At 72.8% G+C, this 13,233-nt stretch carries 15 protein-coding genes; 7 read left to right on the top strand and 8 right to left on the bottom strand.

The genetic code is table 11. From position 1 onward, the window contains the following. Nucleotides 1–71 precede the first annotated feature (71 nt). Genes ACTMTJ_RS03265 through dgoD form a run of 3 tightly spaced genes read left to right on the top strand, consistent with a single transcriptional unit; the run spans nucleotide 72 to nucleotide 2,676 of the window. The gene (locus tag ACTMTJ_RS03265) at nucleotides 72–812 is read left to right on the top strand and encodes an SDR family NAD(P)-dependent oxidoreductase (protein WP_441214529.1); all 741 of its coding nucleotides are present in this window, start codon (nucleotides 72–74) and stop codon (nucleotides 810–812) included. 17 nt (nucleotides 813–829) lie between these two features. Beyond that, entirely contained in the window at nucleotides 830–1,534 is a 705-nt protein-coding gene (locus tag ACTMTJ_RS03260; protein ID WP_441214528.1) for a FadR/GntR family transcriptional regulator, read from the top strand. Beyond that, on the top strand, nucleotides 1,531–2,676 hold the full coding sequence (gene dgoD / locus ACTMTJ_RS03255) for a galactonate dehydratase (protein WP_441214527.1): 1,146 nt from the start codon (nucleotides 1,531–1,533) through the stop codon (nucleotides 2,674–2,676). The genes ACTMTJ_RS03260 and dgoD overlap by 4 nt, the downstream gene beginning before the upstream one ends. Nucleotides 2,677–2,701: 25 nt before the next feature. Here dgoD and ACTMTJ_RS03250 read toward each other — a convergent pair whose 3' ends face one another. The 4 genes from ACTMTJ_RS03250 to ACTMTJ_RS03235 form a co-directional block, all read right to left on the bottom strand. Then, nucleotides 2,702–3,178 carry a peroxiredoxin gene (locus ACTMTJ_RS03250; RefSeq protein WP_441214526.1) on the bottom strand — a complete coding sequence of 159 codons (477 nt, stop codon included), beginning with the start codon at nucleotides 3,176–3,178 and terminating at the stop codon, nucleotides 2,702–2,704. Nucleotides 3,179–3,187: 9 nt separating this feature from the next. Then, nucleotides 3,188–4,198 (bottom strand): MarR family transcriptional regulator, encoded by a 1,011-nt coding sequence (locus ACTMTJ_RS03245; protein WP_441214525.1) that lies wholly within the window; start codon nucleotides 4,196–4,198, stop codon nucleotides 3,188–3,190. A 239-nt stretch (nucleotides 4,199–4,437) separates the two neighbouring features. After that, complete coding sequence (locus tag ACTMTJ_RS03240) at nucleotides 4,438–4,986, bottom strand: hypothetical protein (protein ID WP_441214524.1); 549 nt, start codon at nucleotides 4,984–4,986, stop codon at nucleotides 4,438–4,440. 121 nt (nucleotides 4,987–5,107) lie between these two features. Beyond that, nucleotides 5,108–5,770: a winged helix-turn-helix transcriptional regulator gene (locus tag ACTMTJ_RS03235; RefSeq protein WP_441214523.1), complete on the bottom strand. Its 663-nt coding sequence runs from the start codon at nucleotides 5,768–5,770 to the stop codon at nucleotides 5,108–5,110. A gap of 57 nt (nucleotides 5,771–5,827) precedes the next feature. Between ACTMTJ_RS03235 and ACTMTJ_RS03230 the strand changes: the two genes are divergently transcribed. Then, a complete protein-coding gene (locus tag ACTMTJ_RS03230; protein ID WP_441214522.1) occupies nucleotides 5,828–6,316 on the top strand; it encodes a pyridoxamine 5'-phosphate oxidase family protein in 489 nt (162 codons plus the stop codon). A gap of 1 nt (nucleotide 6,317) precedes the next feature. Continuing rightward, nucleotides 6,318–7,013, top strand: coding sequence for an alpha/beta fold hydrolase (locus ACTMTJ_RS03225; RefSeq protein WP_441214521.1), 696 nt, complete (start codon nucleotides 6,318–6,320; stop codon nucleotides 7,011–7,013). 108 nt (nucleotides 7,014–7,121) lie between these two features. Here ACTMTJ_RS03225 and ACTMTJ_RS03220 read toward each other — a convergent pair whose 3' ends face one another. From ACTMTJ_RS03220 to ACTMTJ_RS03210, 3 genes are all read right to left on the bottom strand, one after another. Continuing rightward, the gene (locus tag ACTMTJ_RS03220) at nucleotides 7,122–8,084 is read right to left on the bottom strand and encodes an AraC family transcriptional regulator (RefSeq protein WP_441214520.1); all 963 of its coding nucleotides are present in this window, start codon (nucleotides 8,082–8,084) and stop codon (nucleotides 7,122–7,124) included. 53 nt (nucleotides 8,085–8,137) lie between these two features. Continuing rightward, on the bottom strand, nucleotides 8,138–8,521 hold the full coding sequence (locus tag ACTMTJ_RS03215; protein ID WP_441214519.1) for a VOC family protein: 384 nt from the start codon (nucleotides 8,519–8,521) through the stop codon (nucleotides 8,138–8,140). Between the two features lie 130 nt (nucleotides 8,522–8,651). Further along, nucleotides 8,652–9,422 (bottom strand): helix-turn-helix domain-containing protein, encoded by a 771-nt coding sequence (locus ACTMTJ_RS03210; RefSeq protein ID WP_441214518.1) that lies wholly within the window; start codon nucleotides 9,420–9,422, stop codon nucleotides 8,652–8,654. A 76-nt stretch (nucleotides 9,423–9,498) separates the two neighbouring features. Here ACTMTJ_RS03210 and ACTMTJ_RS03205 point away from each other — a divergent pair, with 76 nt between their 5' ends. Continuing rightward, nucleotides 9,499–10,470 (top strand): acetylxylan esterase, encoded by a 972-nt coding sequence (locus ACTMTJ_RS03205; RefSeq protein WP_441214517.1) that lies wholly within the window; start codon nucleotides 9,499–9,501, stop codon nucleotides 10,468–10,470. 85 nt (nucleotides 10,471–10,555) lie between these two features. Beyond that, nucleotides 10,556–11,422, top strand: coding sequence for a hypothetical protein (locus ACTMTJ_RS03200; RefSeq protein ID WP_441214516.1), 867 nt, complete (start codon nucleotides 10,556–10,558; stop codon nucleotides 11,420–11,422). Between the two features lie 81 nt (nucleotides 11,423–11,503). On the opposite strand, the gene ACTMTJ_RS03195 is transcribed toward ACTMTJ_RS03200, so the two are convergent. Then, nucleotides 11,504–13,219, bottom strand: a complete 1,716-nt coding sequence (locus ACTMTJ_RS03195; protein ID WP_441214515.1) for an IlvD/Edd family dehydratase — start codon at nucleotides 13,217–13,219, stop codon at nucleotides 11,504–11,506. Nucleotides 13,220–13,233 lie beyond the last annotated feature (14 nt).

Genomic DNA, 13,233 nt, shown 5'->3' with positions numbered 1-13,233 from the left:
AAAGGTTGCAACAGCCCTGGGCGGCTGTCAAGATATCTTCGTAATTAATGGTTAGTTGGCGGGAGTGGTCAGTGGCTGGACGGCTCACGGGCAAGAATGCCCTGGTCACGGGCGCTGCGTCGGGCATTGGCGCGGCCTGTGCGCGCCGCCTCGCGGCCGAGGGCGCGTCCGTGGTGCTCGCCGACATCCGCCCCGCCGATGACGTGGCGGCGTCCATCGAGGGCGACACCCTGGTGATCCGCGCCGACGCGTCCGACGAAGGAGACTGGACGGCGGCCGTGGCGGCGGCCCGCGAGCGCTTCGGCCCGGTCGGCATCCTCGTCTCCAACGCGGTCGCCGTCGAGATCGCGCCCGCCGACGCGACCACCCGCGCGTCCTGGGACCACCAGATCGGCGTGAGCCTCACCGGCACGTTCCTCGGGGTCCGCGCGTGCCTGCCCGACCTGCGCGCGACCGGCGGCAGCGTCGTGGTGGTGTCCTCCGTGCACGCGCTGGTCGGGCTGCCCGGCCGCCCGGCGTACGCCGCCGCGAAGGGCGGGCTCGTCGCGCTCGCCCGGCAGCTGGCCGTCGAGTACGGGCCCGAGGTGCGGGTCAACAGCGTGCTGCCCGGCCCGATCCTCACACCGGCGTGGGATCGGATCTCGTCCGAGGACCGCGCGTTCACCGCGTCCGTGACGGTGGCCCGCCGCCTGGGTACCCCCGACGAGGTGGCGGCGGCGGTAGCGTTCCTCGCGTCGCCGGACGCCAGCTACGTCACCGGTGCCAGCCTCGTCGTCGACGGCGGCTGGACCGCGGTGAAGTCGTCATCCTGAAAACCGAAGGTAGGCAGATGCAGCAGTACGCGGCGCGCGGGGTGCACGGCCAGACCGTGGAGGTCATCGCACAGCGCATCCTCACCGGCCACTTCGCCGAAGGCTCCACACTGGACATCGTGGCGCTCCAGGCGGAGTTCGACGTCAGCCTGACCGTGGTCCGCGAGGCGCTCAAGGTGCTCGCCGCCAAGGGAATGGTCGACGCGCGCCCCAAGCGCGGCACGTTCGTCCGCCCGCGCGCCGACTGGAGCCTGCTCGACGGCGACGTGCTGCGGTGGCAGTTCGCGCGGGCGGCCCAGCCGAGCCTCTTCGAGGACCTGCACGAGTTGCGGAGCATCGTCGAGCCGGGCGCCGCGAGCCTCGCCGCGGCACGCGCCACCGACGCCGACGTCGAGGCCCTCGACGCCGCGCTCGCGGCCATGGCCGCGGCGGGCCCGGACGCCTCGGCCGCCGTCGCCGCCGACCTCGCGTTTCACCGCGCGCTGCTCGCCGCGACGCACAACGAGCTGCTGGTACGCATGGAGGTCGTGATCGAGACCGGCCTCGCCGAGCGCGACCGGATGGTGCACGGCGCGCTCGGCACCGACGATCCGGTCCCGTCGCACCGGGCGGTCGTCGACGCGATCCGCGCCCACGAGCCGGCAGCGGCCGCCGACGCGATGCGGCAGCTGCTCCGCAAGGCCTTCGACGACGTGGCCCGGCTGGGCGAGGCACCGTCATGAAGATCGACCGCGTGGAGACGTTTCTCGTCCCGCCCCGCTGGCTCTTCTGCCGGATCTCCACCGACGAGGGCGTCGTCGGCTGGGGCGAGCCGGTGGTCGAGGGGCGTGCCGAGGTGGTGCGGGCGGCGGTGGACGTGCTGGCCGAGTACCTCGTCGGCGAAGACCCGCTCCGCGTCGAGCACCACTGGCAGGTGCTGACCAAGGGTGGTTTCTACCGTGGCGGGCCGGTGCTCTCCAGCGCCGTCGCCGGGCTCGACCAGGCGCTGTGGGACATCGCCGGCAAGGCGTACGGCGCACCGGTGCACGCACTGCTCGGCGGCCCGGTCCGCGACCGGGTCCGGGTGTACGCGTGGGTGGGCGGCGACGACCCCGCCGAGATCGCCGAGGCGGTGGCCGCGCACGTCGAGGCCGGCATGACCGCCGTCAAGATGAACGCCTCCGGCCGCCTCGCCCCGGTGCCGACACTGGCCGATGTGGACGATGTGGTGCGCCGCCTCGCCGCCGCCCGCGAAGTGCTCGGCCCGCACCGCGACGTGGCGCTCGACCTGCATGGGCGGGCCACCTACCCGGCCGCCCGCCTCATCCTGCCCGCCGTCGCCGGCCTGCACCCGCTGCTGGTGGAAGAGCCGCTCGTGCCCGAGCACGGCCACCGCCTCGCCGAGCTCGTCGCCTGCGCGCCGGTGCCGGTGGCGACCGGTGAGCGCCTGTACGGCCGGGCCGACTTCCTGCCCGCGCTCCAGGCCGGGGTCAGCGTCGTGCAGCCCGACCCGTCGCACGCCGGCGGCATCTCCGAGGTGCGCCGGATCGCCGCGCTCGCCGAGACGCACGGGGCGCTGCTCGCCCCGCACTGTCCACTGGGGCCGATCTCGCTCGCGGCGAGCCTCCAGGTCGCGCTCGCCACGCCCAACTTCCTCATCCAGGAGCAGAGCATCGGCATCCACTACAACGGCGGCACCGAGCTGCTCGACTACCTCGTCGACCCGGCGCCGCTGCGGATCGTCGACGGCCACATCGCCCGCCTGGATGCGCCCGGTCTCGGCATCGACGTGGACGAGGAGGCGGTGCGCCGCGCCGACCGCACCGGCCACGCGTGGCGCAACCCGGTGTGGCGGCAGGACGACGGCTCGTTCGCCGAATGGTAGATCCACGGTGGACGGTGACGGCGGGCTAGACCGTCCGGCCGGTGCGCAGCACCTCCAGCGCGCGGTCGGCGTGCTGCTCCATGCTCAGCTCGCTGTGGATGACCGCCACGATCCGCCGGTCGGTGCCGATCACGAACGTCATCCGCTTCATGCTCATCGGCCCGAGCGGCAGCTTTCGCTTGACGCCGAAGGCCTCGGCCACCTCACCGTCGCTATCTGACAGCAGCGGGTAGTCGAAGCCGTGCTTTTCGGCGAACTCGTGCTGCCGCCGCACGCTGTCGCGACTGATACCGACGCGCTGCGCGCCGGCCGCCTTGAACTCCCGCGCCAGGTCGCGGAAGTGGCAGCTCTCGGCGGTGCAGCCCCGGCTCAACGCGGCCGGGTAGAAGAACAGGACGACCGGCCCACCCGTGAGCAGCTCACTGAGCCGCCGTGGCGTGCCGGTCTGGTCGGGCAGCTCGAAGTCCGGGACCAGGTCCCCCTTGTCCACACCAGAACCCATGGCGCAAGGCTACGCCGGCTCGCCGCCGGCGTCGGGCTCCGGTGGCGCGACGAGATGCCGCGCGCCGAGAGCCACGCCGAGCTGGAAGCGGTTTTCCACGCCCAGCCGGTCCATCAGGGAACGGATGATCGTGGAGACGGTGCGCGCGCTGACCCGCAGCTCAGTGGCGGCGGAGGCGTCGGTGTGCCCCTGCGCCAGCAGCCCGATGAGCATGTGTTCGCGGGGGTCGAGTTCTATCCGTGACATCGGGTTCTCCTGTATGGCTCGGCCGGCCGCCCAGTGCCGCTCGAAGAGAGCCACCAGCGCGGCCACGACGGGCGGCTGGGTAACCTCCAGGTAGCCCCGGTTGACGTCGGTCGGCGTCACCGGAAACAGGGCGACCTTTCGATCCACCACGAAGAGCTTCATGGGTACGGCCGGCATCTCCCGGTACGCCGGCTGCGGGTCGGCGGGCGTGCGCCCGTACGGCGACATCGGGTCGGGTGTGGCGGGCTGTACGCCCAGCACCCGCATGGACACGCCGCGTTCGAGGAGGGTCCGGTCCATGGCCACGGCCGGCTTCGCGGCCTCGGCGTCGAAGCTCGGCTCGGGGTGCATGGCCAGGTGCTCGTGCCGCGCGATCGCGACGAGCTCGCCGAGCCGGGCGCGGCTCGCGGCCCGCGTGCGCAGGTGCCGCAGCCCCTCGCCCAGCTGCGTGGCCTGCGCGACCACCTCCGGCAAGGGCTCCCGCCGCACGGCGTCGGCCGGCGGCGGGGGCGGCGGCTCGCGGCGCACGCTCGCGGTGGAGCGGGGTACCCAGACCAGGCCGGTCTGGCCCGGCGACCGGCGCGCGACGGCGAGGCCGAGGGCGGCCAGCTTGTCGAGGGCCTGGTTGACCCGCTGGCGCGGCATCCCCAGCTCGCGGAACAGCTCGCGGGCGGTGGCCCGGCCGAAGGTGGAGAGCCGCCGGTAGACGAGGTCGGCGTCGGGCGACGCGCCCCAGCCGATCAGCGACGGCACCGGCTCCGTGGACGCGGTCACCGGTACCTCCCGCTGGGCGGGTGCGGCACCCGTGCCGCGGCCGCCGGTGTGGGCGCGGCCATGGCTACGACGGGACACGACGCCCCGAAGACCGCGCGGAAGTAACCAGCCATCGAGTCGCCTCCCCAGGACTCAGCCGCCTGCGTCATCATGCAACCAAGCGTCGACCGGACAGTCACGAGCCGTTGCCGATTCGTATCCAAGGCTGCGCGTTCGCGCAGCGGTGTCGGCATTTCCCGTCACAGGCAGGTGCCGCACACCGGATTTCGGCGGACCGGACCGCCGGTGTCGACGACCATCCCCAGCACCGCCGGGGCGTCCACCGGGAGCGGTGCGACGACCGGCGGCGCCTCCCGGCTGCCCTCGTCGATGCCGAGGCAGGCCAGGCGCCCGTACGGGGCGTAGGCGAGGCACGCGGCCAGTAGCTCGTTGCCGACCGTGTCGCCGCTGCCGACCAGCGCGACGTCCACAGTGAACTCCGTCGGCCCGGCCGGCGAGCCGTAGGGCAGTATGGGCGTGCCGATCCCGGCGCCCATCCCGCGGTAGACGATCACCGCGAACCCGTTCGCCGGCTCGGCCGGTAGGCACGGCTGGACCCATCCGGAGAGCCCGAGAAGGGTCCGGCCCTCGTCCACGCGCACGCCGAAGCCGGTGATCGCGCCGGTGGCACACGAGACTGGCGACCATTGCTCGCTCGGCACCGCCAGCGCCGGACCGGCCGGCACCCCCAGCGCCAGCAGGCAGGTCGCCCCGATCAACGCCAACCTCGTGCGACGGAAACCCGTCATCGAACTGCCTCCCCGTCCCGTGTCGTCAACTGCGTCATCATGCAAGCAGGCGTCGACCGGACAGTCATGAGCAGTCGCCGATTCGTGTCCAAGGCTGCGTAATCACGCGGCCGGCTCGTTCTTAGGTCTCGTCTGCCGCGGGGCGGGGGAACGAGCGGAGCAGCCGGTCGGCCACCTTGCGGTCGCCGTCGATGTGCAGGTCGCCCCTGCGCAGGGCGTCGGCGGTCTTGCGGCCGGCGAAGACAAGCCCGCGCAGCGTCGCCGGGCCCGTGGTCAGGATGGCGTCGGGCGGGGTCGGAAACGCGCCGCGGGCCAGACTCAGCTCGCCGCCGGCCACCTCGACCCGGAAGCGGTCGTCGCCCAGCCGCAGCTCGACCCGCGCCGCCAAATCGCCGGCGGCCGCGGGGTCGAACGTGGAGCGGAGCGCGAGCATCAGCGCGTCGACGCTCAGCTGGCCCCCCTCGGGCAGCGGCAGCCGGCTGCCCCACGCGGAGAGGGCGAGCAGCACCGGCTCGAGGCGCTGGCCGCGCTCGGTCAGCTCGTAGACCTGGATGCTCGCCGGCGGACCCAGCCGTCCGCGCCGCACCACGCCGGCCTCCTCCAGCTCGCGCAGGCGCTGGGACAGCACATTTTGGCTCATGCCGGGCAGGCCGCGGCTGAGGTCGCTGAAGCGCTTCGGCCCGAAGAGCAGCTCGCGCACCACCAGGAGCGCCCACCGCTCACCCACCGCGCCGAGGGCGCGCGCCACGCCGCACGGGTCGGCGTACGTCCGTTTACCACTCACGACGAAAATCTTAGCGGGCACTTGCGCAACAGTGGTACTCACTCCTAAATTAGGAGCATGACCGACCTGATGAAACTGCCGCAGGGCGACGTGCGGCTGCTCGGCGCCGACCTGGCCCGCGACCTGCTCACCTCGACCGAGCTGGCCCGTATGGCGTACGTGGCGAAGGACGGCACGCCGCGGGTGTTCCCGATGCAGTTCCACTGGAACGGTGAGGAGCTCGTCTTCGCGACGTTCGCCGGCGCCCAGAAGATCCGCGCGCTGCGCGCCCGGCCCGACGTCGCCATCACCATCGACCGGCCCGGGCCACCGTCCGAGATCCTGCTGCTGCGCGGGCCCGTCGAGGTCACCGACGTCGAGGGTCTGGTGCCCGAGTACGTGTGGATCCACCACCACTACTACGGCCCCGAGCAGGGCGCCCGCAACATCGCCGGCATCGACCGGCCGGGCCTGCGGATGGCCCGCATCTCCCTCCGCCCCACCTGGGTCGGGCTGGTCGACTTCCAGTCCCGGATGCCCAAGGTGCTGTCCGGAAGCGGCGCCTGACGTGGCGAGGTACGTGCTGGTCCCGGGCGCCGGCGGCGCGGCCTTCTACTGGCACCGCGTCGCGCCGCTGCTGCGCGGCGGCGGCCACGACGTGGTCGCCGTCGACCTGCCCGCCGGGGACGACGCCGCCGGCCTGGAGGAGTACGCGGACGTGGTGGTCGAGGCGATCGGCGGCCGCACCGGAGGAATCGTGCTCGTCGGCCAGTCGATGGGCGGGCTGAGCGCGCCACTGGTGGCCGCGCGCGTTCCGGTGGATCTGATGGTCCTGCTCAACGCGATGATCCCGCGGCCGGGCGAGTCCGGCGGCGAGTGGTGGGAAAACACCGGGCAGGCCGCGGCGTCCGCGGAGATGGCGGCGCGGGAGGGGCGGTCGGCGGAGTTCGACCTGGAGACGTGGTTCTTCCACGACGTGCCGGCCGAGGTGACGGCGGCGGTGCTCGCGCGGGGTGAGCCGTCGCAGTCGGGGACGCCGTTCGAAAAGCCGTGGCCGCTGGACGCGTGGCCGGACGTGCCGACGCGGCTCCTCCAGGCACGCGACGACCGGCTGTTTCCGCTGGAGTTCCAGCGGCGGCAGGCCCGCGAGCGGCTCGGCATCGAGATCGACGTGATGCCGGGCGGCCATCTTGTGGCGCTCAGCCGCCCGGCCGAGCTGGCGGAGCGGCTGGAGCGCTATCGCACCGAGGCCGGCCTGGCCTGATCACGCCCGCTAGTGCGGTGGCCACAAACGTTGGCCGGCTTCGCCGGCCCTGATGAGCGGCGGCGCAAGGCCGCCCCTGACCCGGTGAAGGTTCGGGCGCGGGACAAACTAGCGGTCGAGCGTCGTCGCGGGGGAGACGCCGTAGGTGCGGCGGTAGGCGGCGGCGAAGCGGCCCAGGTGCACGAAGCCCCACCGGCTGGCGACGCTCGCCACCGTCGCCTGGCCGCGGCTGGCGGCGCGGAGCTCCTCGTGCGCGCGGGCCAGGCGCAACCGCCGCAGGTAGGCCATCGGCGACACGCCCACGTTGCGGCGGAAGCCCTCCTGCAACGCGCGCACGCCCACGCCGGAGATCCGCGCGAGGTCCTGGACGGTGACCGGCAGGCCCGGGTCGGCCTCCATCACGTCGATCGCCCGCTTGACGTGGCGGGGGCGGCTGGGCGCGGCGCCGCCGGCAAGCTCGTCGCGGTACGGGTGGTCGGCCGCCAGCAGCAACCCGGTCAGGATGCCGTGCCACAGCCGGCCGGCGACCAGCGGGTGGTGGATCAGGCCGCCGTCGTCGTGCAGCTCGGCGCCGACCAGCCGCACCAGGCGGGCAAGGCTGCGCCCCGGGCCCCCGGTCAGGTCGAAACCGCGCGAGATCCGCAGCGGCGCGCGCACCGGGTGGCCGAGCAGCCCCTCCAGCTCCGCCTCCAGGCCGGCCGGCTCGATCTTCGTGCTGAGCAGTCGGCAGTCGGCGCTGATCCCCGGCACGTCGACCGGCCCCGCCTCCGGGCGGTACAGGTTCGCGTGCTCCGGCGAGACGACGACCTCGATGCCGCCCTGGCGGGTCACCGCGTGGCCGGCCAGGGGCAGGTCCATGTGGTACGTGGGCATCCGGTCGATCTCCAACCCGATTTCCGCGCCGAAGCGCAGATCCGCCATGGTCAGCGGCCCGAACCGGACCACGTCCATACCGAACGCGAACCTCTCGGCGGGGCCGTGCACGTCCATGGCGATGGCGTAGAAATGCTCCTTCACCACCTCGCGGGACTCGTCGACACTCCCGCTGGCGTAGGACTTCAGTGCCGGCATCTTTCGGAGTATGCCGGCTGCCGGCCGGGGTGGCGTAGGACAGCCGGTCCCGCTTATGTCCCAACGTGTTGGGCGATCATCCAGAGGTGGCCGAACGGGTCGGCGAGGCGCCCGCCCCGCTCGCCGTAGGGCTGGTCCGCGATCGGGAACACCACGGTGGCGCCATGCTCCTCCATGCGCCGCCCGACGGCGTCGGCGTCGTCGACGTACAGCGCCATCACGACCGGACTGCCGCCGAGCGTGGGCGGGGCCGGGTCGCCGTCGCCCTCGTCCTTGACCGCGAACGTCACGCCGGCCAGCTCCAGCGCCGCGTGGTGGATGCGGCCGGTGGCCTCGTCGGTGTAGCGGGCGATTTCGGTCGCCCCGAGCGCGGAAACGTAAAAGTCGATGGCCTTGGCGGCGCCGATCACCACCAGGCGCGGGTACATGTCACTCATGCCCCGATCATGTCCAAGGCCTTGGGGCCTCGCCTTGTAAAAACGGGCCGGCGGCGCGCTGGCGCTCGCCGAGATCCCCGACCCGCGCTGCCAGGTCCGCGCCGCAAGCCCGCGGGGGCCTGAAAGGACTCTAGAGGGGGACGTGGTTGGGCTCGGCGGACGAACGGGGGGTCCACTGCGTCGGGCTCTGGCCGGCTAGTGCGCGGAAGTCGTGGATCATGTGTGCCTGGTCGTGGTAGCCGCAGTCGGCGGCGAGGCGTGCCCAGTCGCCGTCCGGGCGTCCGGTGGCTGCGGACAGAAGGCGTTGGAAGCGACGTACCCGGGCGAATCTCTTGGGAGCGAGACCGACCCGTGCGCTGAACAGGCGCACGAGCCTCTTGGTGGTCCAGCCCAGGCGGTCCGCGGCCTCCGCGACGGACGCGCCGCCGTGGAGGGCGGCCACCGCCGCGGTGAGTGCGGGGTCGGGTTGCGGTGGGTCGGCCGCGGCGAGCAGTGCGGCCTCGACCACCTCCCGCATCTCGTCCGGGGAACCGGCGGCGAGCAGCCGCTCGCGCAGCGCCGCCGCGCGGCGACCCCACAGCGCGTCGAGCGGAACGAGCTGGTCGCACGCCTCCGCCAGCCCGGGGAAGAACGGCGCCGCCCCACCCGGGCGGAACGCCACCCACACGATCGCCCGCTGGTCGGCGGTGTCGACCACGGCCGGGCGTGCCGTCGCCCCCTGGAGGGCGGCGCCACCTGTGCGGACCGGCGGCAGGCCGTCGGGGGCGGAGTGGAGGGCGTCGCGGTCGAGGTTGACCAGCAGCTGCACCGTGCCGGTGGGCAGCACGCGCTCGCGGCCGTGCGGAAACCGCCCCTCGAGGTATCCCATCGAGGCGATGAAGGGTGCCAGCGCCGGCCGCACGCCTCGACTCTATCGAGGAGCGGGCACCCGCGGTTAGGGTGAAACGACCCACGGATGATCATTAAGGAGTGCCCAGGTGTTCGTCGACCTGCCCCTCGACCAGCTGCGCGCCTACCGCCCGGAGCGCGACGAGCCCGCCGACTACCGCGCGTTCTGGGACGGCACGCTCGACGCCGCGCGCGCCGCCGCCACGCCGCCCACGTTCACGCCGCACGACAGCGGCCTGTCCACGGTGGACGTCCACGACGTGACGTTCAGCGGCTACGGAGGGCACCCGATCAAGGGCTGGTTCCTCGCGCCGCGCGGCGCCGAGGGCCCGCTGCCCTGCGTGGTCGAGTACATCGGGTACGGCGGCGGCCGCGGCCTCCCGCTCGACTGGCTGGCCTGGAGCTCCGCCGGCTACGCGCACCTGGTCATGGACACCCGCGGCCAGGGCAGCGGCGGCTGGCTGCCGGGCGACACGCCGGACCCGGAGGGAGCCGGCGGGCCGCAGACGCCGGGCTTCATGACCAGCGGCATCCTCGACCCGGAGAAGTACTACTACCGCCGCCTCTTCACCGACGCGGTGCGCGCCGTCGAGACCGCCCGCGAACACCCCCTCGTCGACCCGACCCGCGTCGCCGTGGCCGGCGGCAGCCAGGGCGGCGGCATCGCCCTCGCCGTGGGCGGCCTGGTCGAGGGGCTGGCCGCGGTGATGCCGGACGTGCCGTTCCTGTGCCACTACCGCCGGGCCACCGAGATCACCGACAAGGCGCCGTACTTCGAGCTCACCACGTACTGCAAGACGCACCGCGACCACGTCGAGCGGGTCTTCGAGACGCTGCGCTACTTCGACGGCGTCAACTTCGCCGCGCACGCGACGGCGCCGGCGCTCTTCTCGGTCGCGCTGATGGACGACGTCTGCCCACCGTCCACAGTGTACGCCGCGTACAACCACTGGGCCGCGGAGAAGGACATCCGCATCTGGTCGTACAACGGGCACGAGGGCGGCCAGAACTTCCAGAAGGCCGAGCAGATCGCCTACCTGGGATCGCTGCTGAAGCCGTAGCGATGAAGATTTCGGTGCGGGTTCCATGAAGGCGCCTCGGCATCCTCGCCGGTGACGTTCGCGTCACCGACGAAGGGATCTACCTATGAACATTCGACGACGGGTGGGCCGGAGAATTCTCGGGGCCACGACGGCACTGGTCGCCGGCGTCGCCGCCGTCGCGCTGCTGCCGACGCCGAGCCAGGCGGTCGCCTCGCCCGAGTTCGAGCAAGGCACCAGCGCGTACAGCTCGACCAACTTCAAGAACGCCACCGCCCGCTGCGACTTCGGCGAGCAGGTGTACGGCGCCTCGTACCGGGTCACGGACGGCCTGGGCAAGGTGGCGGTCAACACGCTTCTGCCCAACGAGGCCCTCACCGAGGTGTTCGTCGAGGCGAACGAGACCGACAGCGGCATCACCAGCAGCTGGAGCGTGACCGCCGAGGCGATCTGCGGCCCGCCGAACTCGAACCTGAAGCGGGAACGGGTGATCGTCCCCAACTCGAGCAGCACGGACAAGAGCGCGACGGTCCCGTGCACGGGTGGGCGGAAGGTGTACGGCGGCGGCTTCATCTTCCCGCTCGGCTACGGCCAGGTGTTCATGACCTGGTCGTTCGGTAACTCCAACCTGCTCGCCTGGAACGTGCGCGCCGTGACCGACAACAACAACGGTCTGGTGTGGGGTGTCGAGGCCTTCGCGATCTGCGGACCGCAGGCCGCGACGCACGTGGCGCAGACCCAGTCCGACTTCGCCAACGACTCCACCTCGCCGAAGGAGGAGGACGTCGGCTGCCCGACCGGCACCAAGCTGCACGGCCCCGGCGTCGTCTCCAGCGGTGCGACCGGGCAGGTCGTGATCGAGGACATGACCCCGGCGTCGTTGGTGCTGCTCACCGCGACGGTCAAGGCGTTCGAGAACGACTCGACCACGGCCGGGTGGTTCTCCGCCGCCCACGGGATCTGCGCGTCCTGACCGGTGCCCTACCGGAGCTCGCCCGGGTGACGAGTCCGCTCACCCGGGCGAGCCCGTGGCGTCGCGTCCCGGTCGACCGTCCTAATGGGACTCGCGGGATACGGAGTGGCCGCTGGCGCCGGTGAGGAAGTCCAGGTCGGCGCCCTTGTCGGCCTGCATGACGTGATCGACGTAGAGGCGTTCCCAGCCGCGGGTCGGCGACGCGTACGCGGCGGTGCTCGCCTCGGTGGGCTCGCGGGTGGCCAGCTCCTCGATCGGCAGGTCGATGTCGAGCCGGCGGGAGGGCACGTCGAGCACGATCGGGTCGCCCGTCCGCACCAGGGCCAGCGGGCCGCCGACAGCCGCCTCGGGGGCGGCGTGCAGCACCACCGTGCCGTAGGCGGTGCCGCTCATCCGGGCGTCGCTGACGCGGACCATGTCGCGGACGCCCTTGGCGAGCAGCTTGGCGGGCAGCGGGAGGTTGCCGACCTCCGGCATGCCGGGGTAGCCCTTGGGGCCGCAGCCGCGCAGGATCAGCACCGAGTCGGCGGAGACGTCGAGGTCGGGGGAGTCGAGGCGGGCGTGCAGGTCTTCGACGCTTTCGAAGACGACCGCGCGGCCGCGGTGCCGCAGGAGTTCGGGTGAGGCGGCGGCGGGTTTGATGACGGCGCCGTCGGGGGCGAGATTGCCGCGCAGGACCGCGATGCCGGCGTCGTCCAGCAATGGCTTGTTGCGGCGGCGGATGACCTCTTCGTCCCAGATCTCGGCGCCGGCCAGATGCGTGACCAGCGGGCGGCCGGTGACCGTGATGGCGTCGGGGTCGAGCAGGTCGCCGACCTCGTTGAGGACGGCGTGGAGGCCGCCGGCGCGGTAGAGGTCGTCCATGAGGTGGCGGCCGGCGGGCTGGAGGTCGACCAGCAGGGGTACGCCGGAACCGACCTCGTCGAAGTCGTCCAGGGTCAGGTCGACGCCGGCGCGGCCGGCGATGGCGAGCAGGTGTACCACGGCGTTGGTGGAGCCGCCGATCGCGGCGAGCGTGACGATCGCGTTGTGGAACGAGGCTTTTGTCAGGATGTCGCTCGGGCGGCGGCCGGCCGCGACGAGCTCCACGGCGAGCCTGCCGGTCTCGTGGGAGAGGGCGAGCAGCCGGCTGTCGGGCGCGGGCGTGCCGGCGATGCCGGGCAGGGTCATGCCGAGCGCCTCGGCCATGCTCGCCATCGTGGAGGCGGTGCCCATCGTGTTGCAGTGGCCGCGGCTGCGGATCATCGCGGACTCCGAGCGCATGAACGCCTCCTGCGACAGGGTGCCGGCCCGTACCTCCTCGGACAGGCGCCACACGTCGGTGCCACAGCCGAGCGGGGTGCCGCGGAAGTGGCCGGTGAGCATCGGGCCGCCGGGCACGACCACGGCGGGCAGGTCGACCGAGGCGGCGGCCATCAGCAGCGCGGGGATGGTCTTGTCGCAGCCGCCGAGCAGCACCACGCCGTCGATCGGGTTGGCGCGCAGCATCTCCTCGATGGCCATCGCGGCGAGGTTGCGCCACAGCATGGCCGTGGGCCGCACCTGCGTCTCACCGATCGAGATGACCGGTAGGTTGAGCGGGACCCCGCCGGCCTCCCACACGCCCGCCTTGACGCTCTCCGCCACGTCGTTCAGGTGCATGTTGCAGGGGGTGAGGTCGGAGGCGGTGTTGGCGATCGCGATGTGCGGCCGCCCGGAGAAGGCGCCGTCCGGCAGCCCGCGCCGCATCCAGGCGCGGTGGATGTAGGCGTTGCGGTCGTCACCGCCGTACCACTGGGCGCTGCGAAGATCCGTCACGACCCGAGCCTACG

Origin of the sequence: Phytohabitans sp. LJ34 (genome assembly GCF_052068095.1) — a bacterium.
Lineage (GTDB): Bacteria > Actinomycetota > Actinomycetes > Mycobacteriales > Micromonosporaceae > Phytohabitans.
The sequence above is the reverse complement of the archived record's forward strand: the minus strand, read 5'-3'. Positions and strand labels throughout refer to the sequence as shown.

What these genes read in the sequence shown, in the direction of transcription:
- ACTMTJ_RS03260 (WP_441214528.1), top strand. Translation starts at nt 830, where the DNA reads ATGCAGCAGTACGCGGCGCGCGGGGTGCACGGCCAGACCGTGGAGGTC.
- dgoD (WP_441214527.1), top strand. Translation starts at nt 1,531, where the DNA reads ATGAAGATCGACCGCGTGGAGACGTTTCTCGTCCCGCCCCGCTGGCTC.
- ACTMTJ_RS03250 (WP_441214526.1), bottom strand. Translation starts at nt 3,178, where the DNA reads ATGGGTTCTGGTGTGGACAAGGGGGACCTGGTCCCGGACTTCGAGCTG.
- ACTMTJ_RS03240 (WP_441214524.1), bottom strand. Translation starts at nt 4,986, where the DNA reads ATGACGGGTTTCCGTCGCACGAGGTTGGCGTTGATCGGGGCGACCTGC.
- ACTMTJ_RS03230 (WP_441214522.1), top strand. Translation starts at nt 5,828, where the DNA reads ATGACCGACCTGATGAAACTGCCGCAGGGCGACGTGCGGCTGCTCGGC.
- ACTMTJ_RS03220 (WP_441214520.1), bottom strand. Translation starts at nt 8,084, where the DNA reads ATGCCGGCACTGAAGTCCTACGCCAGCGGGAGTGTCGACGAGTCCCGC.
- ACTMTJ_RS03215 (WP_441214519.1), bottom strand. Translation starts at nt 8,521, where the DNA reads ATGAGTGACATGTACCCGCGCCTGGTGGTGATCGGCGCCGCCAAGGCC.
- ACTMTJ_RS03200 (WP_441214516.1), top strand. Translation starts at nt 10,556, where the DNA reads ATGAACATTCGACGACGGGTGGGCCGGAGAATTCTCGGGGCCACGACG.